Source organism: Ferrovibrio sp., assembly GCF_964218355.1.
Lineage (GTDB): Bacteria > Pseudomonadota > Alphaproteobacteria > Ferrovibrionales > Ferrovibrionaceae > Ferrovibrio.
The window spans coordinates 399,060-419,173 of record NZ_CAXPMC010000009.1; the positions used below are offsets into that span (position 1 = coordinate 399,060).

General features: G+C 67.3%; 20 protein-coding genes. 16 read left to right on the plus strand and 4 right to left on the minus strand.

Annotation, left to right across the window (positions count from 1 at the left end; translation table 11 throughout):
- Window positions 1–25: 25 nt before the first annotated feature.
- The 6 genes from ACEQZY_RS06005 (at window position 26) to ACEQZY_RS06030 (ending at window position 5,094) form a co-directional block, all read left to right on the plus strand.
- Window positions 26–808: an ABC transporter ATP-binding protein gene (locus ACEQZY_RS06005; protein WP_341704076.1), complete on the plus strand. Its 783-nt coding sequence runs from the start codon at window positions 26–28 to the stop codon at window positions 806–808.
- Window positions 805–1,530 (plus strand): ABC transporter ATP-binding protein, encoded by a 726-nt coding sequence (locus tag ACEQZY_RS06010; RefSeq protein ID WP_341704077.1) that lies wholly within the window; start codon window positions 805–807, stop codon window positions 1,528–1,530. The genes ACEQZY_RS06005 and ACEQZY_RS06010 overlap by 4 nt, the downstream gene beginning before the upstream one ends.
- Window positions 1,527–2,546, plus strand: coding sequence for a branched-chain amino acid ABC transporter permease (locus ACEQZY_RS06015; protein ID WP_341704078.1), 1,020 nt, complete (start codon window positions 1,527–1,529; stop codon window positions 2,544–2,546). The genes ACEQZY_RS06010 and ACEQZY_RS06015 overlap by 4 nt, the downstream gene beginning before the upstream one ends.
- A gap of 12 nt (window positions 2,547–2,558) precedes the next feature.
- The gene (locus ACEQZY_RS06020; RefSeq protein WP_370152982.1) at window positions 2,559–3,641 is read left to right on the plus strand and encodes a branched-chain amino acid ABC transporter permease; all 1,083 of its coding nucleotides are present in this window, start codon (window positions 2,559–2,561) and stop codon (window positions 3,639–3,641) included.
- Window positions 3,638–4,483: an alpha/beta fold hydrolase gene (locus ACEQZY_RS06025; RefSeq protein ID WP_370152984.1), complete on the plus strand. Its 846-nt coding sequence runs from the start codon at window positions 3,638–3,640 to the stop codon at window positions 4,481–4,483. Before ACEQZY_RS06020 ends, ACEQZY_RS06025 begins: the two co-directional genes overlap by 4 nt.
- 98 nt (window positions 4,484–4,581) lie before the next feature.
- Complete coding sequence (locus ACEQZY_RS06030; RefSeq protein WP_341704081.1) at window positions 4,582–5,094, plus strand: Fur family transcriptional regulator; 513 nt, start codon at window positions 4,582–4,584, stop codon at window positions 5,092–5,094.
- Window positions 5,095–5,131: 37 nt separating this feature from the next.
- Here the strand turns inward: ACEQZY_RS06030 and ACEQZY_RS06035 are convergent, their stop codons facing one another.
- The 4 genes from ACEQZY_RS06035 to ACEQZY_RS06050 all read right to left on the minus strand — a co-directional run bounded on the left by ACEQZY_RS06035 (window position 5,132) and on the right by ACEQZY_RS06050 (window position 9,028).
- A complete protein-coding gene (locus ACEQZY_RS06035) occupies window positions 5,132–5,887 on the minus strand; it encodes an enoyl-CoA hydratase (RefSeq protein ID WP_370152986.1) in 756 nt (251 codons plus the stop codon).
- Window positions 5,888–5,898: 11 nt separating this feature from the next.
- Window positions 5,899–6,756, minus strand: coding sequence for a GNAT family N-acetyltransferase (locus ACEQZY_RS06040; protein WP_370152987.1), 858 nt, complete (start codon window positions 6,754–6,756; stop codon window positions 5,899–5,901).
- Window positions 6,757–6,763: 7 nt separating this feature from the next.
- Window positions 6,764–7,945: a cystathionine beta-lyase gene (metC, locus tag ACEQZY_RS06045; protein ID WP_370152989.1), complete on the minus strand. Its 1,182-nt coding sequence runs from the start codon at window positions 7,943–7,945 to the stop codon at window positions 6,764–6,766.
- Between the two features lie 75 nt (window positions 7,946–8,020).
- On the minus strand, window positions 8,021–9,028 hold the full coding sequence (locus ACEQZY_RS06050) for a zinc-binding alcohol dehydrogenase family protein (protein ID WP_370152991.1): 1,008 nt from the start codon (window positions 9,026–9,028) through the stop codon (window positions 8,021–8,023).
- A gap of 110 nt (window positions 9,029–9,138) precedes the next feature.
- Here ACEQZY_RS06050 and ACEQZY_RS06055 point away from each other — a divergent pair, with 110 nt between their 5' ends.
- The 10 genes from ACEQZY_RS06055 (at window position 9,139) to ACEQZY_RS06100 (ending at window position 20,079) form a co-directional block, all read left to right on the plus strand.
- Complete coding sequence (locus ACEQZY_RS06055) at window positions 9,139–10,020, plus strand: LysR substrate-binding domain-containing protein (protein ID WP_341704581.1); 882 nt, start codon at window positions 9,139–9,141, stop codon at window positions 10,018–10,020.
- Between the two features lie 32 nt (window positions 10,021–10,052).
- Window positions 10,053–11,450: a M20 family metallopeptidase gene (locus ACEQZY_RS06060; protein WP_370152993.1), complete on the plus strand. Its 1,398-nt coding sequence runs from the start codon at window positions 10,053–10,055 to the stop codon at window positions 11,448–11,450.
- 4 nt (window positions 11,451–11,454) lie between these two features.
- The gene (locus ACEQZY_RS06065) at window positions 11,455–11,937 is read left to right on the plus strand and encodes a YqaA family protein (RefSeq protein WP_370152995.1); all 483 of its coding nucleotides are present in this window, start codon (window positions 11,455–11,457) and stop codon (window positions 11,935–11,937) included.
- A gap of 59 nt (window positions 11,938–11,996) precedes the next feature.
- On the plus strand, window positions 11,997–13,016 hold the full coding sequence (locus ACEQZY_RS06070) for an amino acid ABC transporter substrate-binding protein (protein WP_341704584.1): 1,020 nt from the start codon (window positions 11,997–11,999) through the stop codon (window positions 13,014–13,016).
- A gap of 108 nt (window positions 13,017–13,124) precedes the next feature.
- Window positions 13,125–14,312 carry an amino acid ABC transporter permease gene (locus tag ACEQZY_RS06075; RefSeq protein ID WP_370152997.1) on the plus strand — a complete coding sequence of 396 codons (1,188 nt, stop codon included), beginning with the start codon at window positions 13,125–13,127 and terminating at the stop codon, window positions 14,310–14,312.
- Window position 14,313: 1 nt separating this feature from the next.
- Window positions 14,314–15,402 (plus strand): amino acid ABC transporter permease, encoded by a 1,089-nt coding sequence (locus ACEQZY_RS06080; protein ID WP_370152999.1) that lies wholly within the window; start codon window positions 14,314–14,316, stop codon window positions 15,400–15,402.
- Window positions 15,403–15,414: 12 nt separating this feature from the next.
- Window positions 15,415–16,122: an amino acid ABC transporter ATP-binding protein gene (locus ACEQZY_RS06085; RefSeq protein ID WP_370153001.1), complete on the plus strand. Its 708-nt coding sequence runs from the start codon at window positions 15,415–15,417 to the stop codon at window positions 16,120–16,122.
- Between the two features lie 10 nt (window positions 16,123–16,132).
- Entirely contained in the window at window positions 16,133–17,431 is a 1,299-nt protein-coding gene (locus ACEQZY_RS06090) for an ABC transporter permease (RefSeq protein WP_370153003.1), read from the plus strand.
- A gap of 13 nt (window positions 17,432–17,444) precedes the next feature.
- Window positions 17,445–18,659, plus strand: a complete 1,215-nt coding sequence (locus tag ACEQZY_RS06095) for an ABC transporter permease (protein WP_370153005.1) — start codon at window positions 17,445–17,447, stop codon at window positions 18,657–18,659.
- 61 nt (window positions 18,660–18,720) lie between these two features.
- Window positions 18,721–20,079: a sigma-54-dependent transcriptional regulator gene (locus ACEQZY_RS06100; RefSeq protein WP_370153007.1), complete on the plus strand. Its 1,359-nt coding sequence runs from the start codon at window positions 18,721–18,723 to the stop codon at window positions 20,077–20,079.
- Window positions 20,080–20,114: the final 35 nt, after the last annotated feature.

The window sequence follows — 20,114 nt, forward strand, 5'->3', positions numbered from 1 at the left end:
CCTTTTCCTGCCAGACAGAAAGCCGATGTCCGCCACGCCCGCGCTCGAAACCCGCGACCTGACGATCCGCTTCGGCGGTCATGTTGCGGTCAACGCCGTCAGCTGTGCCTTCCATCCCGGTACGCTGACCGCCATCGTCGGCCCGAACGGTGCCGGCAAGACCACCTATTTCAACCTGATCTCCGGGCAGCTGAAGGCGACGGCCGGGCGGGTGCTGCTGCGCGGACACGACGTCACCGGACTGAGTGCCTCGGCCCGCACCAAGCAGGGCATGGGTCGCGCCTTCCAGCTGACCAACCTGTTTCCGAACCTGACCGTGATGGAGAATGTGCGCCTCGCCGTGCAGAGCCGCGCCGGGGCCGGGCTGCAGCTGCTGCAGCTGTGGAGCCATCGCGGTGACCTGATCGACAGGGCCGACAGCCTGCTCGACTCGGTCAGGCTGCTCGACAAGCGCAATGCGCTCGCCGGTGCGCTGCCCCATGGCGACCAGCGCAAGCTGGAAGTCGCCCTGCTGCTGGCGCTGGAACCCGACATCTTCATGTTCGACGAGCCGACCGCCGGCATGTCGGTCGACGAGGTGCCGACGATTCTGGAACTGATCCACGGCATCAAGGCGCAGGGAGACAAGACCGTCCTGCTGGTCGAGCACAAGATGGATGTGGTGCGCAGCCTTGCCGACCGGATCATCGTTTTGCATAACGGCAGCCTGGTGGCCGATGGCGAACCGGCGGCGGTGATCGCCTCGCCGGTGGTGCAGGAAGCCTATCTCGGCCTGTCGCCGGAAATGGCCGGGGAGGGCGCGCGATGAGCGATGCATTGCTGAAGCTGCAGGGCGTGCACACCCATATCGGCCGCTATCACATCCTGCATGGCGTCGATTTCGCCGTGCCGCGCGGCCAGCTGACCATGCTGCTGGGGCGCAACGGCGCCGGCAAGACCACCACCCTGCGCACCATCATGGGCCTGTGGCAGGCCTCGAAAGGGCAGGTGGAGTTCGCCGGCCGCGACATCACGGCGCTGCCGACGCCGGACATCGCCCAGGCCGGCATTGCCTATGTGCCCGAGAATATGGGCATCTTCGCCGACCTGACAGTGCGCGAGAACATGATCCTGGCAGCCCGCAGCGGCGAGATCGATCCGAAGCGGCTGCAGTGGATCTTCGGCCTGTTCCCGGCACTGGAGAAATTCTGGACGCTGGCGGCCGGTGTGCTGTCGGGCGGGCAGAAGCAGATGCTGGCCATCGCCCGCGCCATCGTCGAGCCGCGCGAACTGCTGCTGATCGACGAGCCGACCAAGGGACTCGCACCGGCCATCATCATGAACATGGTGGAAGCTTTCCGGGAGCTGAAATCGACCGGCGCCACCATCCTGCTGGTCGAGCAGAATTTCATGGCCGCGAAACTGCTGGGCGACAGCGTCGTCGTGATGGACGATGGCCGCATCGTGCATCACGGCGCCATGGCCGAACTGGCCGAAGACCAGGGCCTGCAGCAGAAGCTGCTGGGCCTCAGCATGGATGCCCATCAATGACCGACGCCGCCGCCACCGCCGATACCGCGACCCTGCCGAAAGTGAAGACCGACTGGCTGCCGGCCCTGCTGGTGCCGATCCTGGCCGTTGCCGCCCTGCCGCTGGTCGGCAGTTTCTCGACCTGGGTGACACTGACCGTGGCCGCCCTCGCCATGGGCATGATGATCTTCCTGATGGCATCCGGCCTCACGCTGGTCTTCGGCCTGATGGACGTGCTCAATTTCGGCCATGGCGTGTTCATCTCGTTTGGCGCCTATGTCAGCCTGATGGTGCTGGGGCCGCTGGCCGGCTGGGTGGCATCGGAGAATATCTGGCTGAATGTCGGCGTGCTGCTGGCCTGCATCGCGGTGGCCATGCTGGTCACCGGGGCGCTGGGATATGCCTTCGAGCGGGTGGTGATCCGGCCGGTCTACGGCCAGCATCTCAAGCAGATCCTGATCACCATGGGCGGCATGATCGTCGCCGAACAGATGATCCACGTGATCTGGGGCGCCAGCCCGATCCCGCTGCGACTGCCCGAGGGACTGCGCGGCGCCATCGTGATCGGCGATGCTGCCATGGAACGCTACCGCGTGATCGCCGTGGTGCTGGGGCTGGTGGTGTTCGGGGCGATGTTTCTGGTGCTGAACCGCACCCGTATCGGCCTGCTGATCCGGGCCGGCGTCGAGAATGCCGAGATGGTCGAATCGCTCGGCTACCGCATCCGCCGGCTGTTCGTTGGCGTCTTCATTGCCGGGTCGGCGCTGGCGGGCCTTGGCGGCGTGCTCTGGGCCTTCTACCGCCAGACACTGACTGCCGGCATGGGCATGGAGGTCAACGTGCTGATCTTCATCGTCATCATCATCGGCGGACTGGGCTCGGTCGGCGGCTGTTTCATCGGGGCCATCCTGGTGGCGCTGGTTGCCAATTACACCGGCTTTCTGGCGCCGAAGCTGTCGCTGTTCTCCGGCATCCTGCTGATGGTGCTGATCCTGCTGTGGCGGCCGCAGGGCCTGTATCCCGTGGCCAAGCGGTAAGGGGGCGTCATCATGCTGCCGAAGAACCTCATGCATTCCCTGCTGTCCGGCGATTACCCGCGCTCGAAGCCGCTGGCCATCGCGCTGGCCGTCATCCTGGTCAGCCTTGCCTTCGCGCCCTTCCTGTTTCCGGGCAGCCAGCCGCTGAACGTGGCGGCGAAGATCTGCGTCTTCATCATCCTGGTGGCCAGCTACGACCTGCTGCTCGGCTATACGGGCATCGTCTCGTTCGCCCACACGATGTTTTTCGGCATTGGCGGCTATGGCGTGGCGATCGCCATGTACAGCTTCAACCCCGGCTGGGCGGCGCTGGGCGGCGGCATCGCCGTGGCACTGGTGCTGTCGATGCTGCTGGCGCTGGTGATCGGCCTGTTCAGCCTGCGGGTGCGGGCGATCTTCTTCGCCATGATCACGCTGGCGGTCGCTTCAGCCTTCGCCATTCTCGCCTCGCAGCTCAGCGACCTGACCGGCGGCGAGGATGGCCGCAGCTACCGGATTCCGGAACTGCTGCGGCCGAGCTTCCGGCTGTTCGACGAGAAAATCCTTGATGTCACCATCAACGGCAAGATCCTCAGCTATTACCTGATCTTCTTCGCCGCCCTGGTGCTGTTCCTGCTGGCGCTGCGGGTGGTCAACTCGCCTTTCGGCCGGGTGCTGCAGGCGATCCGCGAGAATGATTTCCGCGCCGAGGCCCTTGGCTACCGCGTGGTCCTGTACCGCTCGATCGCCAACTGCCTCTCGGCCGGCATGGCCACCCTGGCCGGCGTTCTGATGGCCCTGTGGCTGCGCTATACCGGACCGGACACCACGCTCAGCTTCGCCATCATGATCGACATCCTGCTGATGGTGGTGATCGGCGGCATGGGCACGCTGTATGGCGCGGTGCTGGGTGCCACCATCTTCATCCTTGCGCAGAATTACCTGCAGGTGCTGATGGGCGAACTGAGCGATGCGCTCGCCGCCGCCGGCATTCCGGTGCTGCCATTGCTGTTCCAGGCCGACCGCTGGCTGCTCTGGCTCGGCATCCTGTTCGTGCTCAGCGTCTATTTCTTCCCGGCCGGCATCGTCGGCAAGCTGCGGCAGCTGCGTCCATGACGCCGGCCTCGATCTATCTGACCCTGGCCGGCCGCAATGTTCACCTGCTGGACTGGGGGCGGGCGGACGCACCGGCCGTGATCCTGTGGCATGGGCTCAACCGGAACGCCCATGATTTCGACCGGCTGGCGGCGGCACTCGCCGGGCGTTACCGCCTGCTGGTGCCGGACACCATCGGCCGCGGCCTCAGCGAATGGAGTCCGAAGCCGGACGAGGAATACACCGTGCCCTTCTATGCACGGCAGGCGGTCGAGCTGGCGGACCAGCTCGGACTGCAGACGCTGCGCTGGGTCGGTACCTCGATGGGCGGCCTGATCGGCATGGTGGCGGCAGCCACCGCGCTGAAAGGGCGGATCAGCCATCTGGTGCTGAACGATGTTGGCCCCGCCATCGCGCCGGGCGCTGTGCAGCGCATCCTGCAATATGCCGGCAACCCGCCGGCCTTTGCCACCCTGCCCGAAGCCGAGCAGTATTTCCGCACCATCTATGCCTCCTTCGGCATCGCCGACGATGCCGGCTGGCGCCGGCTGGCGGAAACCTCGCTGCGTCGCCTGCCGGATGGCCGTTTCACCCCCCATACCGATCCGGCCGTTGCCACCGTGCTGGCGCGGCAGGCGGCGGCCGGCAACGCGGGCGATGCCTGGCCGCTGTATGATCAGATCGCGGCGAAGACCCTGCTGATCCGCGGTGCGGAATCCGATCTGCTGGCCACGGAGACCGCTGCCGAGATGACCCGGCGCGGTCCCCGCGCCATCCGGATCGACATTCCCGGCATCGGACATGCTCCGGCGCTGGACAATCCCGAGCAGATCGCGCTGGTGGCCGGCTTCCTCGCCGGCTGAGCCGGGCAGGATTGCGGGGAGGACTGCGGGTTGGCCCGGCGGGGCCGGGGCCGTATAGTCGGACCTGACAGCAACCCCGCCGCCCCGGAACCCAGCCGATGGCCAGCTCCGCCCACGCCCACCCGCCCGTGCAGGCCCATGTCCATGCCCATGGTCGCGGCCATGATCATGATGCCTGCATCGCCGATGCGCTGAGCCGGGCCGAGGCCCATTGCGCGGGCACCGGGGCCAAGCTGACGCCGATCCGCCGCCGCGTGCTGGAACTGGTCTGGCAGAGCCACCGTCCGGCCGGCGCCTACGACCTGCTGGCGCAGATGGGCAGCGGCGGCCAGAAGGTGGCGCCGCCCACCGTCTACCGCGCGCTGGATTTCCTGGTCGAGCAGGGGCTGGTGCACCGGGTCGAGAGCCTGAATGCCTTCATTGGCTGTGCCGAACCCGGCCATGCCGTGCAGCAGGAAATCTTCATCTGCAAGACCTGCGGCACTGCCGCCGAGATCAACGACCCGCAGCTCAGCGCCCGGATCCAGGAAGATGCCCGCGGGCTGGGATTCTTGGTCGAACGCCAGACCATCGAGGTGGTCGGCCTGTGCCGGGATTGCCGGAAGGCCTGAAGGCTCCGGATTGCCGCCGGGCTCTGCCGGCGTCCGTCTAGCCGAATTTCGGCGGCCGCTTTTCGAAGAAGGCGGTCATCGCCTCGCGGGCCTCGGCAGAGGTGAGCTGCGCCTTGAAATGCACGCCCTCGGCGGCCATCTGCCCGGCAACGTCGTTTTGCGCCTGTTTCATCAGTTGCTTGCTGAGCCGCAGCGAGGTTGGCGGCTTGGCGGCCAGCTTGCGGGCGGTGGCCATCGCCGTCTCGACCACCCTGTCGTCCGGGCAGACGGCATTGGCGATGCCGCAGGCCAGTGCGGCGGCGGCATCGAAGGGCTCGCCCAGCAGGATCATCTCGGCCGCCTTGTGATAGCCGACCATGCGCGGCAGCAGCAGCGACGAGGCGGCTTCCGGCACCAGCGCCAGATTGACGAAGGGGAAAGAGAATTTCGCGCTCTCCGCGGCATAGACGAGATCGCAGTGCAGCAGCATGGTCGAGCCGACCCCGACCGCCACGCCGGTGACCGCGGCCACCAGCGGTTTCGAGGCCGTGCTGATGCCACGCAGGAAGCGGAAGACCGGCGAATTGTCGCCCTGGGGCGGGTTGTTGAGGAAATCCTGCAGGTCGTTGCCAGCCGTGAAAGCGCCGGGTGCGCCGGCGATCACGATGGCGCGCACGGCGGCATCGGCCTCGCCGGCGTCCAGCGCATCGGCCATCGCGCCATACATGGCGGCGGTCAGCGCGTTCTTCTTGTCGGGCCGGTTGATGGTGATGGACAGCACACCATCGCTGGTCTGGACGACGATCTCGGACATGGTCAGCCTCCCTAGTCGGCGAACAGCAAAATGGCATAGTCGCCGATGCGCTGGAAGCCTAACGCAACGTAAGCCCGCTGCGCCGCGAGATTGTCGTCGCCGGTGAACAGGATGGCTTCCGTTGCGCCAAGCCGCTGCGCATGCTGCAGGGCTCCGGCCACCACGGCGCGGGCATGGCCGCGCCCGCGCAGTTCCGGCGGCGTCCAGACATTGCCGATCTGCACCATGTCGGGCAGGCGGGCATTGAAGCAGCATCCGGCCACCGGCCGGTTGCCGTCGCAGAGCACGAACTGGCTGCCTTCGGCGACCCAGCGCTCCACTGCCTCCTGTGCATCGGCACGGGCGGCGGCGGTTTCGGCAGCGCCATTCATGGCGACGTCGAAATCGAAGCGCCAGCCGGCCAGCAGCGTCAGGTCGGGTACGGCCGCCGGGCGGCAGTGCAGGCGGCCGTCCTGCAGCGGTGCCGGCAGCCGCAGCCGGGCGAGATCGAGACGGAACAGGCCTTCACGGCTGTCGACCCGGACAGGCCGCGCCTGCGCCTGCAGGGCGGTGCGGGCTGCGGCCACCTCTTCGGGCAGACCGATCAGGCCGGCGACATGGCGGCCGGCGGCAGCGACAGGCGCCAGGGCACCGGCATGCCCGCCGGCCAGAAGGATCACCAGGCCGTTCCAGTAATGCGCGGCGACGCCATCAATGGCCCCGTCCCGGAACAGGGCGGCATAGCGGCCCTGATAGGGATGCACGCCATCGACGAGGCCGCTCTGTGCCAGATTCGAGCGCAGGAACATCGCCCGCGGGGCATGACGCCGCAGGAAGGCATCCAGGGCCGGGTGGTCGCCGTCGCCCAGCAGTCGGACGGCAGCCGTCACGCAGCCGTCAGCCCTGCGCCTTGTTGAGGCGCGTGAAGCCGGCGGTCAGGTCGGCCTGCAGATCCTCGACCGCTTCCAGGCCGATATGCAGGCGGATCAGTGGGCCATGGTCGCGCCAGGGCTCGGCGCTGCGGATACGGTGCGGCATCGCCACGGTGACCAGGCTTTCGAAGCCGCCCCAGGAATAACCGATGCCGAACAGGTCGAGATGGTCGACGAAGGCGGCCACGGCCTCTTCGCCGTATTTGCGGTCCAGTTCGAAGGCGAACAGGCCGCAGGCACCAAGGAAGTCGCGTTTCCACAGGGCATGGCCGGGATCCTGCGGCAGGCCGGGGTGGCGCACGGCGGTCACTTCCGGCCGGCCGCGCAGCCAGTCGGCCACGGCCAGGGCGCTTTCCATGTGGCGCGGCAGCCGCACCGCCATGGTGCGCAGGCCGCGCAGGCCGAGATAGACCTCGTCGGGGCCGGCCGCCGTGCCCAATGCGCGGGTGCTGTCGCGCAGCGCCGGCCAGCTTTCCTTTGTCGCCACGACAAGGCCCAGCATGGCGTCGGAATGGCCGACGATATACTTGGTGGCGGCATGCACGGACAGGTCGACGCCGTGGCTGAAGCTCTTGAAATAGAGCGGTGTGCCCCAGGTGTTGTCGATCGCCACCTTGGCGCCGTGCTGGTGCGCGATCTCGCAGATCGCCGGTACGTCCTGCACCTCGAAGGTCAGCGAGCCCGGCGATTCCAGGAAGACCAGCGTGGTATTCGGCCGCAGCTTCTCGCGGATGCCGGCATTGAGGGTGGGGCTGAAATATTCGGTCTCAACGCCCATCCGCTTCAGCAGGGTGTCGCAGAAATGCCGGGTCGGGCCGTAGACGCTGTCGGTCACCAGGATATGGTCGCCGGTCTTGACCACGCTGAGGATCGCGCCGGAACAGGCCGCCGCACCGGAAGGAAAACTGATCGCGCGGTAGCCGCCTTCCAGCTCGGCCACGGTGTTCTCGAAGGCATAGGTCAGGGGTGTGCCGATGCGGCCATAGGAGGTGACCTGCTCGTCGCGTTCGCGCGCGGCATAGGTTTCCTTCAGGGCCTTCAGGTTCGGCTGCAGGATGGTCGAGGCACGGTAGACGGGGATGTTGACCGCGCCGTGGTGGCCTTCGGGATCGCGGCCCAGGGTGGCGAGCTTGGTTTCGTCTTTCATGTCGGACTCCGGTCTGGGGCCCGACTATTGCAAAGCCCGGGCCTTCTGAGAAGGCCCGGGCCCCGCGCCGGCGGCTCAGAAGCCGGCCAGCACAAGTTTGCCACGGGTGCGTCCGCTTTCGATGGCGGCATGCGCCTGGCGCAGGTTTTTCGCAGTGATGGGCCCGAGCACCTCCGCCAGCGTGGTGCGCAACGTGCCGCTGTCGACCAGGCGGGCCACCTCGTTCAGCAGATCATGCTGGGCCTGCATGTCGGCAGTCCGGAACATCGGCCGTGCAAACATGAACTCCCAGTGCACCGAAACCGCCTTGCGCTTGAACGGCAGGATATCGAGGCTGTCCGGATCGTCGATCACGCCGATGCGCCCCTGCGGAGCGATGATCTCGGCATAGGTGGCCAGATGGCGGGCGGTCTCGGTGGTCGAGAAGAGATAGTCGACCCCGTCGATGCCCAGTGCCTGCAGCTGGGGCGGCATCGGCTGACTGTGGTCGAGCACGTGATGGGCGCCGAGCTGTGTCACCCAGTCCCGGGTCTCGGCCCGCGAGGCGGTGGCCAGCACCGTCAGGCCGGTCAGCTGCCGGGCGAGCTGGATGGCAATCGAACCGACGCCACCGGCGCCGCCGACGATCAGGATGCTGCCGCGACTGTCGCCGCGTTTCAGGCCGAAGCGGTCGAACAGCATTTCCCAGGCGGTGATCGCGGTCAGCGGCAGGGCGGCGGCGGCCGGGAAATCCAGGCTCTGCGGTTTGGCGCCGACGATGCGCTCGTCCACCAGGTGGTATTCGGCATTGGTGCCGGGCCGGGTGATATCACCGGCATAGAAGACGGCATCGCCGGGCCTGAACAGGGAGGCGTCGGGGCCTGTGGCCTCGACGATCCCGGCGGCATCGAAGCCGAGGATGCGGGGGGCATCCGTTGCGGGGGCCATGTTGCGGCGGACCTTGGTGTCGACCGGATTGACGGCGACGGCCATTACTTTGACCAGCAGGTCGCGGCCGGCCGGCTGCGGCTTGTCGAGGGTCAGGTCGGTCAGGGCTTCGGGTTCGGTGATCGGCAGGGGTTTGCGGTAACCGACAGCTTTCATGATCTGGTCTCCAGGGGCAGGCATGGGGTTGCCCGGGCAATCTGGGGCCCGGTGATTGATATAAGAAATTAATAGTTGCTATTTCTGGCATGCGTTTTACTTATTGATCCATGCGCTATCCCGATTTCGACCTCGACTCCCTGCGTTCCTTTGTGGCCGTCGCCGAGGCCGGCGGCTTCACCGCGGCCGGGGAGCGGCTCGGCCGGACCCAGGCGGCCATCTCGATCAGGATCAAGAAGCTGGAGGAGATGCTGGGGCGCCGGGTTTTCGAGCGCACCAGCCGCTCGCTGCATCTGACCCGGGACGGCGAGATGCTGCTGGGTTATGCCCGCCGGCTGCTGGAGCTGAACGACGAGGCGGTGCGCCGTTTCACCGAGCCCGAGGCCAGCGGTGAAATCCGTCTCGGCGTCGTGGAGTATTTCGTGCCGCGCCATCTGCCGGGGGTGCTGGCGCGGTTTGCCCGCATCTATCCGCGGGTGCATATCGACGTGAAGGTCGGCATGAGCAGCAGCCTGACCGAGGCGCTGGATGCCGGCCAGCTCGACCTGGTGATCGCCAAGCGCGACGATGGCGAGACGCGCGGACGGGTGATCTGGCGCGAAAGCATGGACTGGGTTTGCGCGCCCGACCTGCCGCTCGAAGATGCCGCGCCTCTGCCGCTGTGCACGATGCCGCCGCCCTGCGTTTTCCGCGCCCGCGGCTTTGCGGCACTGAAACGGATCGGACGCTCCTGGCGGGTGGTCTACACCAGCGAAAGCGGCATGAGCGTGCTGGCGGCGGCCCGCGCGGGTCTCGGCATCATGGTGACCAGTGGCAGCACGATCACGCCGGACCTGCGCCGGCTGGGCCCGGGGGACGGCTTCCCCCCGCTGGGCGAGATCGAACATGCGGTATTCGGGGAAGGCGGCAGCCATGCCGAGATCAAGGCAACCTTGGTCCATTTCATCGAAGACAGCCTGCAGGCCTTGGCGGGAGGCCGACAGGCGGCTTAAATCGGGGTCCCGTTTCCAGTCGAGGTTTTCCCGTGACCCGTGCCGCCGCCATCGAAGCCGCCACCGATTATCTTGACCAGGGCGGCTTTGCCGCCGATCTCGCCCGCCGCGTGGCGATCCCCACCGAAAGCCAGAATCCGGATCGCGCCGCCGACCTCGGCCGCTATGTCGACAGCGAGATGCGCGCGGCGCTGGAGCCGCTGGGCTTCACCTGCACGGTGCATCCGAATCCGGCCGCCAATGGCGGACCCTTCCTGGTCGCCGTGCGCCGCGAGCCCGGCGCGGTGAAGACGGTGTTTTCCTATGGCCATGGCGACGTGATCCGCGGCCAGGATGCCCAGTGGCGCAGCGGCATCGGCCCATGGGCACTGGTGCAGGAAGGCGAGAAGCTGTATGGCCGCGGCACGGCCGACAACAAGGGCCAGCACACCGTCAACATCGCCGCGCTGGCCGCCGTGCTGAAGGCGCGGGGCGGCAGGCTCGGCTTCAACGTGGTGCTGCTGATCGAGACCGGCGAGGAGGTCGGATCGCCCGGCCTCGACGCCTTCTGCAAGACACAGCGCGAGGCCTGGGGCGCCAACCTGTTCCTGGCCTCCGACGGGCCACGGCTGTCGCCGGAGCGGCCGACGCTCTACTGCGGCTCGCGTGGCGCCATGAATTTCGATCTCAGCGTCGACCTTCGCTCCGGCGCGCATCATTCCGGCAACTGGGGCGGCCTGCTGGCCGATCCGGGCATCATCCTCGCCCACGCCATTGCCAGCATCGCCGGCCCGACCGGCCAGATACGGATTCCGGAATGGGTGCCGAAGGAACTGCCGGCCGGTGTGCGCCGTGCGCTGGCCGACTGCACGGTCGGTGGCGGCGAGGACGGCCCTGCGGTGGATGCCTGGTGGGGCGAGCCCGGCCTGTCGCCGGCGGAACGCGTCTATGGCTGGTGCAGTTTCGACGTGCTGGCTTTCAGGACCGGCAACCCGGAAGCGCCGGTGAACGCGATTCCCGGCAGGGCCACCGCGCATTGCCAGATCCGTTTCGTGGTCGGGGTCGATTCCGACCAGTTCCTGCCGGCCCTGCGCCGCCATCTCGACCGCCACGGGTTTCCGCAGGTCGAGGTTACGCTGGCGCGTGCCGCTTACTTCCGTGCAACCAGGCTGGATCCAGACCATCCCTATGTGCATTTCGCGCTCGGCTCGGTCGAGAAGACGCTGGGCATGAAGCCGGCGCTGCTGCCCAATCTCGGCGGCTCGCTGCCCAACGACGTGTTCGCCGATACGCTGGGCCTGCCCACCGTCTGGGTGCCGCATTCCTATGCGGCCTGTTCGCAGCATGCCCCGAACGAGCATGTGCTGCTGCCGGTGATGCGGCAGGGCCTGGCGATGATGGCCGGCCTGTTCTGGGATCTGGGCGAGGCGGACGACAGCATCGCCGCCTGATTCGATGCCGGAGCCGTCGTTGCTGGCCGGGTGGCTGCAGGATTTCGGCCTTGCCGGCCTGTTCCTGTGGTCGCTGCTGGCCGCGACGCTGGTGCCGCTGTCTTCTGAGGCGGCTCTGGCCGCGGCCCGCGGCCTCGACCTTGCGCCGGTTACGATGTTGTTCCTGGCGGCGACGGCAGGAAATGTAGGCGGTGCACTGATCAACTGGTTTCTGGGCGCCTACTGCCTGCGGTTTAAGCACAGGCGCTGGTTTCCGGTCAGTGATGTGCAACTGCAAAAAGCCGGCGCCCGCTTCGACCGCTGGGGCGCGGCGGTGCTGCTTTTTAGCTGGATTCCTGTCGTCGGCGACCCGCTGACCTTCGCTGCGGGTGCGCTGCGCTATCCGTTGGCCCGATTCTTGATAGCTGTGACTCTCGGCAAGGCAGCGCGATATGCCGTCGTATTATGGCTCACCGGCGCTGCCTTGCCCGTTTTCGCAGCGGTGTGATAATTTTACGTCGGCGCTGCGAAAATGCAGTCCAGTCTAGAAACAGGGAAGGGTAACCAATGAAACTTCTTCAGGCGGCCGCTGCTGCGGCAGTGTTCGTGTTTGCCGCGCAGGGGGCCCAGGCGGGCGCCACCTTCGATGCGGTGAAGGCGAAGGGCTTTGTCCAGTGCGGTGTCAACACCGGTCTCGGTGGCTTTGCCGCGCCGGATTCGAAGGGCGAGTGGAAAGGCCTGGATGTCGATGTCTGCCGCGCGGTGGCTGCGGCCATGTTCGGCGATGCGACCAAGGTCAAGTACACGCCGCTGACCGCCCAGCAGCGCTTCACCGCCCTGCAGTCGGGCGAGATCGACGTGCTGGTGCGCAACACCACCCAGACGCTGACCCGCGATGCCTCGCTGGGCCTGATCGGCGCCGGTGTGAACTACTATGACGGCCAGGGCTTCATGGTGAAGAAGTCGCTGGGCGTGAAGAGCGCCAAGGAACTGAACGGCGCCACCGTCTGCGTGCAGCCGGGCACCACCACCGAACTCAATCTGGCCGACTATTTCCGCGCCCAGAAGATGGAGTTCAAGCCGGTGGTGATCGAGAAGCTGGACGAGGTGGTTGCCGCCTATGCGGCCGGCCGCTGCGACGTCTACACCACGGATGCCTCGGGTCTCGCGGCGACCCGCGCGACCCAGCTGCAGAATCCGGACGACCACATCATCCTGCCGGAAATCATCTCCAAGGAGCCGCTCGGCCCGATGGTCCGCCAGGGCGATGACCAGTGGCTGGTGCTGGTGCGCTGGGCGCTGCTGGGCATGGTCGAGGCCGAGGAACTCGGCGTCACCTCGAAGAATGTCGACGAGATGCTGAAGAGCGACAACCCGAACGTAAAGCGCCTGCTGGGCGTCACCCCGGGCATGGGCAAGAATCTCGGCGTCGACGAGAAGTGGGCCTACAGCATCGTCAAGCAGGTCGGCAATTACGGCGAGATCTTCGAAGCCAATGTCGGCGTGAAGACCCCGCTGAAGCTGGCCCGCGGGCAGAACGCGCTGTGGACCAACGGCGGCCTGATGTACGCCTGGCCGGTCCGGTAACGCGGTCGGAATGATGCAGCCCGGCGGCGGAACAGGGCGTCGCCGGGCTGCGCTTCCCACGCGGGCATTTCCCGTACTTTCGTTGAAAATTTCAGCCATGGGGGGCACATGGCGGAGTCCTTGAAGGGCGGCGACGCTCCGGCGCGTCGTCTGAGCTGGAACGACCCGGATGTCCGGTCTGTCGTCTACCAGGTGGTTGCACTGGGGCTGGTCGCGCTGGTTGGCTGGTTCCTGATCAGCAACACGCTGCACAATCTTTCCGTCCGCAACATCGCGTCCGGCTTCGGTTTCATGGAGCGCGAGGCGGGTTTCGCCATCGGCGAGAGCCCGATCGCGTTCGGACCGGAGAACACCTATGGCCGCGCCGTGCTGGTCGGCCTGCTGAACACCCTGCGCATCGCCGCGGTCGGCATCATCCTCGCCACCATCATCGGCACCATCGTCGGCATCGCACGGCTGTCGAAGAACTGGCTGATCGCCAGGCTGGCCACCGTCTATGTCGAGGTGGTGCGCAATGTGCCGCTGCTGCTGCAGCTGTTCTTCTGGTATGCGGTGATCACCGAAACCCTGCCGGGACCGCGTCAGGCCATCGATGCCGGACTCGGCGTCTTCATTTCCAACCGCGGCATCAAGTTTCCGGCGCCCACAGACCATGTCGCTTTCGACCTGGCGGCGCTGGGCTTCCTGGTTGCCATCGCACTCGCCGTGGCGGTGTCGCACTGGGCGAAAAAGCGCCAGGACGCCACCGGCCAGCCTTTCCCGGTCTGGTGGACCGGGCTTGGCCTGATCATCGGCATGCCGGTTCTCGGCTGGCTGGTCGGCGGGGCGCCGATGGAGCTCGACATGCCGGTGCTGCGCGGCTTCAACTTCAGCGGCGGCGCGACACTGACGCCGGAATTCGCCGCGCTGCTGGCCGGCCTGGTGATCTACACCGCCGGCTTCGTCGCCGAGGTGGTGCGTGCCGGCATCCAGGCGGTCAATTACGGCCAGTGGGAGGCGGCCGGGGCACTCGGCCTCAGCCGGACCCGGACCTTGCGGCTGGTGGTGCTGCCGCAGTCGCTGCGGGTCATCATCCCGCCCATGACCAGCCAGTATCTGAACCTGACCAAGAATTCGTCGCTGGCGGTGGCGATCGGCTATCCGGACATCGTCTCGATCGCCAACACCACCCTGAACCAGACCGGCCAGGCGATCGAGGGCATCATGATCATCATGGCGGTGTATCTCAGCATCAGCCTGTCGATCTCGGTGTTCATGAACTGGTACAACAAGCATATTGCGCTGGTGGAGCGGTAACATGGCAAGCGTGACCGAAGCCCTGCCGCCGCCGAACCCGCAATCCGGCCCGCTCGCCTGGCTGCGCGAACGGCTGTTCTCGTCGCCGCTGAATGCCATCCTGACCATGCTGTCGGTCTGGCTGCTGCTGATGGTGCTGCCGCCGCTGGTGGAATGGGCGTTGATCCGCGCCAATTTCACGGCCGAGACCTCGGCCGAATGTCGTGCCGGCGCCGGTGCCTGCTGGGCCTTCATCGCCCAGAAATACCGCCTGATCCTGTTCGGCCTGTATCCCTTTGACGAACAGTGGCGGCCGTTGGTCGCTGCGCTGATCCTGATCGGCATGATCGTCGCCAGCTGCCTGCCGGCCATGTGGAAGCCTCGGCTGATCCTGCTCTGGGTGGCCGGGCTGGTGGCCGTCGCCGTGCTGATGTGGGGCGGCATTCTCGGCCTGCGCTATGTCGAGGACACCCTGTGGGGCGGCCTGCCGCTGACCCTGATCCTTGCCACCTTCGGCATCGCCGTGGCCTTTCCCTTCGGCCTGGTGCTGGCGCTGGGGCGGCGCTCGAAGATGCCGGCGATCAAGACGCTGTGCGTGCTCTACATCGAGCTGATCCGCGGCGTGCCGCTGATCTCGATGCTGTTCATGTCCTCCGTCATGCTGCCGCTGTTCCTGCCGGAGGGCTTCAGCATCGACAAGCTGCTGCGCGCCCAGATCGCCATCATCCTGTTCGCCGCCGCCTATATCGCCGAGGTGGTGCGCGGCGGCCTGCAGGCGATCCCCAAGGGCCAGTATGAGGGCGCCGACTCGCTCGGCCTCAACTACGCGCAGAAGATGGGCTTCATCATCCTGCCGCAGGCGCTGAAGGTGGTGATTCCGCCAATGGTCAGCCTGTTCATCGCGGTGTTCAAGGATACCTCGCTGGTGGTGATCATCGGCATCTACGACCTGATGCAGTCGACCAAGGTATCGCTGACCGATCCGGCCTGGCGCGGCTTCTCGATCGAGGCCTACATCTTCGTGTCGGCGATCTACTTCATCTTCTGCTTCTCCATGTCGAAATACAGCAAGGCCCTGGAAGACCGTCTGGCCACCGGGCACAAGCGCTGAAGGAACGTCATCATGGCTCAACCCATCATCGATCTGCAGGGCGTCAACAAGTGGTATGGCGAGTTCCACGTGCTGCGCAACATCAACCTGACCGTCGCCCGCGGCGAGCGCATCGTGATCTGCGGGCCGTCGGGCTCGGGCAAGTCCACGATGATCCGCTGCATCAACCGGCTGGAGGAGCACCAGAAGGGCCATATCATCGTTGACGGCACCGAGCTGACCAACGACCTGAAGAACATCGATGCCATCCGCCGCGAGGTCGGCATGGTGTTCCAGCATTTCAACCTGTTCCCGCACCTGACCGTGCTGGAGAACCTGACGCTGGGCCCGATCTGGGTGCTGAAGCAGCCGAAGGCCGAGGCCGAGGCCGCCGCGATGAAGTATCTGGAGCGCGTGCGCATCCCGGAGCAGGCGAAGAAATATCCCGGCCAGCTGTCCGGCGGCCAGCAGCAGCGCGTCGCCATCGCGCGGGCGCTCGCCGGTTCGCCGAAGCTGCTGCTGGCCGACGAGCCGACCGGCAACCTCGACACGCAGATGGCGCGGGCGGTGATGCAACTGCTCGAGGACATCCACCGCGACGGCGCGACCATCGTCATGGTCACGCACGACCCGGAACTCGCGGCGCGCGCACAACGCAACGTGCACGTCATCGACGGCCAGATCGTCGACGTCGGCGAGGCGCCGCGCCTGCACATGAACGTCTCGCGCCTGAGCGCCTGAGGAGGCCGTCATGTTCCGCTACTACGCCTGGCTGGCCGCCCGCAGCCTCCGCCGCAGCCCGGCGCTCACCGCGCTGATGGTGCTGGCGATCGGTCTGGGCATCGGTGCCAGCATCACGACGCTGACGGTCCTGCGCGTGCTCTCCGGCGATCCGCTGCCGGAGAAGAGCGCGCGCATCTTCCTGCCGCTGATCGAACCGCGCAGCATGGACGACTACCGTGCCGGCGATCCGCCGTCCGAGCACATGACCTACCCGGACGCGATGAACCTGCTGCGGGCCGGCCGTGCGAAGTACCAGGCGGTGAGTACCGGCGGCGCGGTGGTCGTGCAGCCGCCGGATTCGACCGTCGAGCCGTTCATGGCCGACGTGCGCTTCACCAGCGCCGACTTCTTCCCGATGTTCGAGACGCCGTTCGCGCAGGGCAGCGGCTGGTCGGCGGACGACGACGAGGCGCGTGCGCGCGTCATCGTCATTTCGCAGTCGCTCAACGACAAGCTCTTCGGCGGCGCCGACGACTCCGTCGGCCGCACGCTGCGCCTGCGCGGCAACGACTTTCGCGTCGTCGGCGTGCTCGACCACTGGCGGCCGACGCCGCATTTCTACGATCTGATCGTCGGCAACTACAGCGAGACCGACGAGATCTTCGTGCCCATCGATACCGGGCTCGACCTGGAGTTCGGCCGTCGCGGCACGATGAACTGCTGGGACGACGCGACCGACCCGGTGCGTTCGCCGAACTGCGCGTGGATGCAGCTGTGGATCGAGCTGGACTCGCCGGCGCAGCGCGCCGAGTACGAGGCCTTTCTCGCCAACTACTCTGACGAGCAGCGTGCGCTCGGCCGCTTCGAACGCCCGACCAACGTGCGCCTGTACGCGCTGGCGGAATGGCTGGAATTCAAGCGCGTGGTGCCCAGCGACGTGCGCCTGCAGGTGTGGCTCGCTTTCGGCTTTCTCGCGGTCTGCCTGATCAATACCGTCGGGCTGATGCTGGCCAAGTTCCTGCGCCGCGCCGGCGAGATCGGCGTGCGCCGCGCGATCGGCGCCTCGCGCCGGCAGGTGTTCTCGCAGTTTCTCGTCGAGGCCGGCGCAGTCGGCATCGTCGGCGCCCTGCTGGGCGTCGGCTTCGCGCTGCTCGGTCTGTGGGCGGTGCGCCAGCAGCCGGGCGACTACGCCAGCCTCGCGCATCTGGATCCGACGATGCTCGGCACCACGGTGCTGCTGGCCCTGCTGTCCAGCCTCGTCGCCGGACTGCTGCCGGCCTGGCACGCCTGCGACGTACCGCCGGCCCTGCAACTCAAGAGCGACTGAGGGAGAACCCGACATGGACATCCTGCCCATCCTCGCCGCGCTCAAGCGCCAGAAGACCGCGGCTGCGCTGATCGCGATCGAGATCGCGCTGTGCTGCGCGATCGTGTGCAACGCGCTGTTCCTGATCGCGCACCGCATGGAAGCGAGCCGCATCGACAGCGGCATCGCGGAGAACGAGCTGATCCGCGTCGCCACGGCCGGACTCGGCAACGCCGAGAATCCGGGCCTGCGCATGCAGGAGGACCTGCGCGCGCTCGAGGCCCTGCCCGGCGTGCGCCAGGCGGCGCTGGTCAACCAGGTGCCGTTCTTCCGCTCGTCCTGGAATACCAGCGTGCGCATGGCGCGCGACGATCAGCAGAGCGTCGCCGACGTCGGTGCCTACTACGGCGACGAACGCCTGCTGGACACGCTGGGCCTGCGCCTGGTCGCCGGCCGCAACTTCACGCACGACGAGATCGTCACTTTCGAGGGGCTGTTCGCCGGCGAGGAAGGGCCGCGCGTCGCCATCATCACAAAGGCCCTGGCGCGGACGCTGTTCGGCGACGCCGATGCGCTGGGCAAGGAGTTCTACCCGTCGGAAACGCCGGCGCGCGTGGTTGGTGTCGTCGAGCGCCTGATCCGGCCCAACATCAGCGAGGACCCGGACTTCACCGGGCAGTCGATGATCCTGCCGATCCGCATGGGCGGCGGCTACGGCTTCTACCTGCTGCGCACCGCGCCGCAGGACCGCGCCGCGGTGATCGAGGCCGCGCGCGCGAAGCTGCGCGAAATCTCGCCCAACCGCATTGTGCTGTCGGCCACGACCATCGAGGACCTGCGCAGCAGCTATTTCGAGGAGGATCGCGTGATGGCCGGGCTGCTGGTCGCCGTGGTCGTCGCCCTGCTGATCGTCACCGCGCTGGGCATCGTCGGTCTGGCCAGCTTCTGGGTGCAGCGCCGGCGGCGCCAGATCGGCATCCGGCGGGCGCTCGGCGCGACGCGCCGCCAGATCCTCTACTACTTCCAGACCGAGAACTTCCTCATCGTCACGGCCGGCATCGTGCTGGGCATGCTCGCGGCCTATGCGATCAGCGGCTGGCTGATGCAGCAGTACGAACTGCCGCGCCTGCCGTGGCTGTACCTGCCGGTGGGCGCGCTGACGCTGTGGCTGCTCGGGCAGGTCGCGGTGCTGGCGCCGGCGCTGCGCGCCGCCTCGGTGCCGCCGGCGACCGCCACCCGCACGGTATGATCGGCCGCATGCCCTGCACCCTGCGACGCAACCTTTTCGGGCGCCCGCGCATCCACTGCGGATGCGAACGCGAAATGCCATGCGCACGGTCCTGATCGTCGACGACAACGCCGCGGTGCGCGAGGCGCTGAGCCTGCTGCTGTCGCTGCGCGACATCCGCACGCGCACCGCGTCGATGCCCGACGAGTGTCTTGCGCTGCTGGCGGTGGAGCGCGTGGACCTGGTCATCGCCGACATGAACTTCAGCGCCGACACCACCTCCGGCGAGGAAGGCGTGGCGCTGTTCCGCGCGATCCGCGAGCGCCATCCGGACATGCCGGTCATGCTGCTGACGGCGTGGACGCACCTGGAAACCGCGGTCGAGCTGGTCAAGGCCGGCGCGGCCGACTACCTCGCCAAGCCCTGGGACGACCACAAGCTGCTGACGACGGTCGAGAACCTGCTGGAGCTGTCGGAGACCAGCCGCGCGATGTCGCGGCTGCAGCGCGAGCGCCGCCGCCGCCGCGAGGACCTGGCGCGGCGCTACGACCTGCGCGGTCTGGTCTATGGCTCGGAAGCGATGGAGCGCGTCGTCGAGCTGGCGTGCAAGGTCGCGCGCTCCGAGGTGCCGGTACTGATCACCGGCCCCAACGGCGCCGGCAAGGAACGCATCGCGCAGATCGTGCATGCGAACTCGGCGGTCCGCGACGGGCCGTTCATCGCGGTGAACTGCGGCGCGCTGCCGTCCGAGCTGATCGAGGCCGAGCTGTTCGGCGCCGAGGCCGGCGCCTACACCGGCGCCAACCGCGCGCGCGAAGGGCGCTTCGACTCGGCCGACGGCGGCACGCTGTTCCTCGACGAGATCGGCAACCTGCCGCTGTCCGGCCAGATCAAGCTGCTGCGCGTGCTCGAGACCGGCCAGTTCGAACGCCTGGGTTCGTCGCGCACGCGCCAGGTCAAGGTCCGCGTGCTGTCGGCGACGAACTCCGACCTGCCGGCGATGATCGCCGACGGCAGCTTCCGCCAGGATCTCTACTACCGCCTCAACCTGATCGAGATCGCCTTGCCGCCGCTGGCCGAGCGCAGCGACGACATCCTGCCGATGGCGGAATTCTTCCTCGGGCAGGACGTGCAGCTCGCCGACGATGCGCGCGAGGCCCTGGTCGACCACGACTGGCCGGGCAATGTGCGCGAGCTGCGCAATGCGCTGGAACGTGCGCGCCTGCTGTGCAGCGGCGGCGTCATCCGCGCCGCCGATCTCAACCTGCCGCAGCGCAGTCCGGCACCGCGCAGCAGCGACGAGCCGGATCGCGACACCATCGCCGCGACCCTCAAGGCCACCGGCGGCAACATCAGCCGCAGCGCGCAGGCGCTCGGCCTGTCGCGGCAGGCGCTGTACCGGCGCATGGAGCGCTACGGCTTCGCGGCCGACGCGCCCTGATGGCCCATGCCGCGTGCCGGCGTGCCTTCGGGCGC

Coding starts and splice junctions, on each gene's coding strand:
- ACEQZY_RS06015 (WP_341704078.1), top strand. CDS start 1,527: ATGACCGACGCCGCCGCCACCGCCGATACCGCGACCCTGCCGAAAGTG.
- ACEQZY_RS06020 (WP_370152982.1), top strand. CDS start 2,559: ATGCTGCCGAAGAACCTCATGCATTCCCTGCTGTCCGGCGATTACCCG.
- ACEQZY_RS06090 (WP_370153003.1), top strand. CDS start 16,133: ATGTTCCGCTACTACGCCTGGCTGGCCGCCCGCAGCCTCCGCCGCAGC.
- ACEQZY_RS06035 (WP_370152986.1), bottom strand. CDS start 5,887: ATGTCCGAGATCGTCGTCCAGACCAGCGATGGTGTGCTGTCCATCACC.
- ACEQZY_RS06005 (WP_341704076.1), top strand. CDS start 26: ATGTCCGCCACGCCCGCGCTCGAAACCCGCGACCTGACGATCCGCTTC.
- ACEQZY_RS06010 (WP_341704077.1), top strand. CDS start 805: ATGAGCGATGCATTGCTGAAGCTGCAGGGCGTGCACACCCATATCGGC.
- metC (WP_370152989.1), bottom strand. CDS start 7,945: ATGAAAGACGAAACCAAGCTCGCCACCCTGGGCCGCGATCCCGAAGGC.
- ACEQZY_RS06070 (WP_341704584.1), top strand. CDS start 11,997: ATGAAACTTCTTCAGGCGGCCGCTGCTGCGGCAGTGTTCGTGTTTGCC.
- ACEQZY_RS06075 (WP_370152997.1), top strand. CDS start 13,125: ATGGCGGAGTCCTTGAAGGGCGGCGACGCTCCGGCGCGTCGTCTGAGC.
- ACEQZY_RS06030 (WP_341704081.1), top strand. CDS start 4,582: ATGGCCAGCTCCGCCCACGCCCACCCGCCCGTGCAGGCCCATGTCCAT.
- ACEQZY_RS06055 (WP_341704581.1), top strand. CDS start 9,139: ATGCGCTATCCCGATTTCGACCTCGACTCCCTGCGTTCCTTTGTGGCC.
- ACEQZY_RS06085 (WP_370153001.1), top strand. CDS start 15,415: ATGGCTCAACCCATCATCGATCTGCAGGGCGTCAACAAGTGGTATGGC.
- ACEQZY_RS06095 (WP_370153005.1), top strand. CDS start 17,445: ATGGACATCCTGCCCATCCTCGCCGCGCTCAAGCGCCAGAAGACCGCG.
- ACEQZY_RS06100 (WP_370153007.1), top strand. CDS start 18,721: ATGCGAACGCGAAATGCCATGCGCACGGTCCTGATCGTCGACGACAAC.
- ACEQZY_RS06025 (WP_370152984.1), top strand. CDS start 3,638: ATGACGCCGGCCTCGATCTATCTGACCCTGGCCGGCCGCAATGTTCAC.
- ACEQZY_RS06080 (WP_370152999.1), top strand. CDS start 14,314: ATGGCAAGCGTGACCGAAGCCCTGCCGCCGCCGAACCCGCAATCCGGC.
- ACEQZY_RS06050 (WP_370152991.1), bottom strand. CDS start 9,028: ATGAAAGCTGTCGGTTACCGCAAACCCCTGCCGATCACCGAACCCGAA.
- ACEQZY_RS06065 (WP_370152995.1), top strand. CDS start 11,455: ATGCCGGAGCCGTCGTTGCTGGCCGGGTGGCTGCAGGATTTCGGCCTT.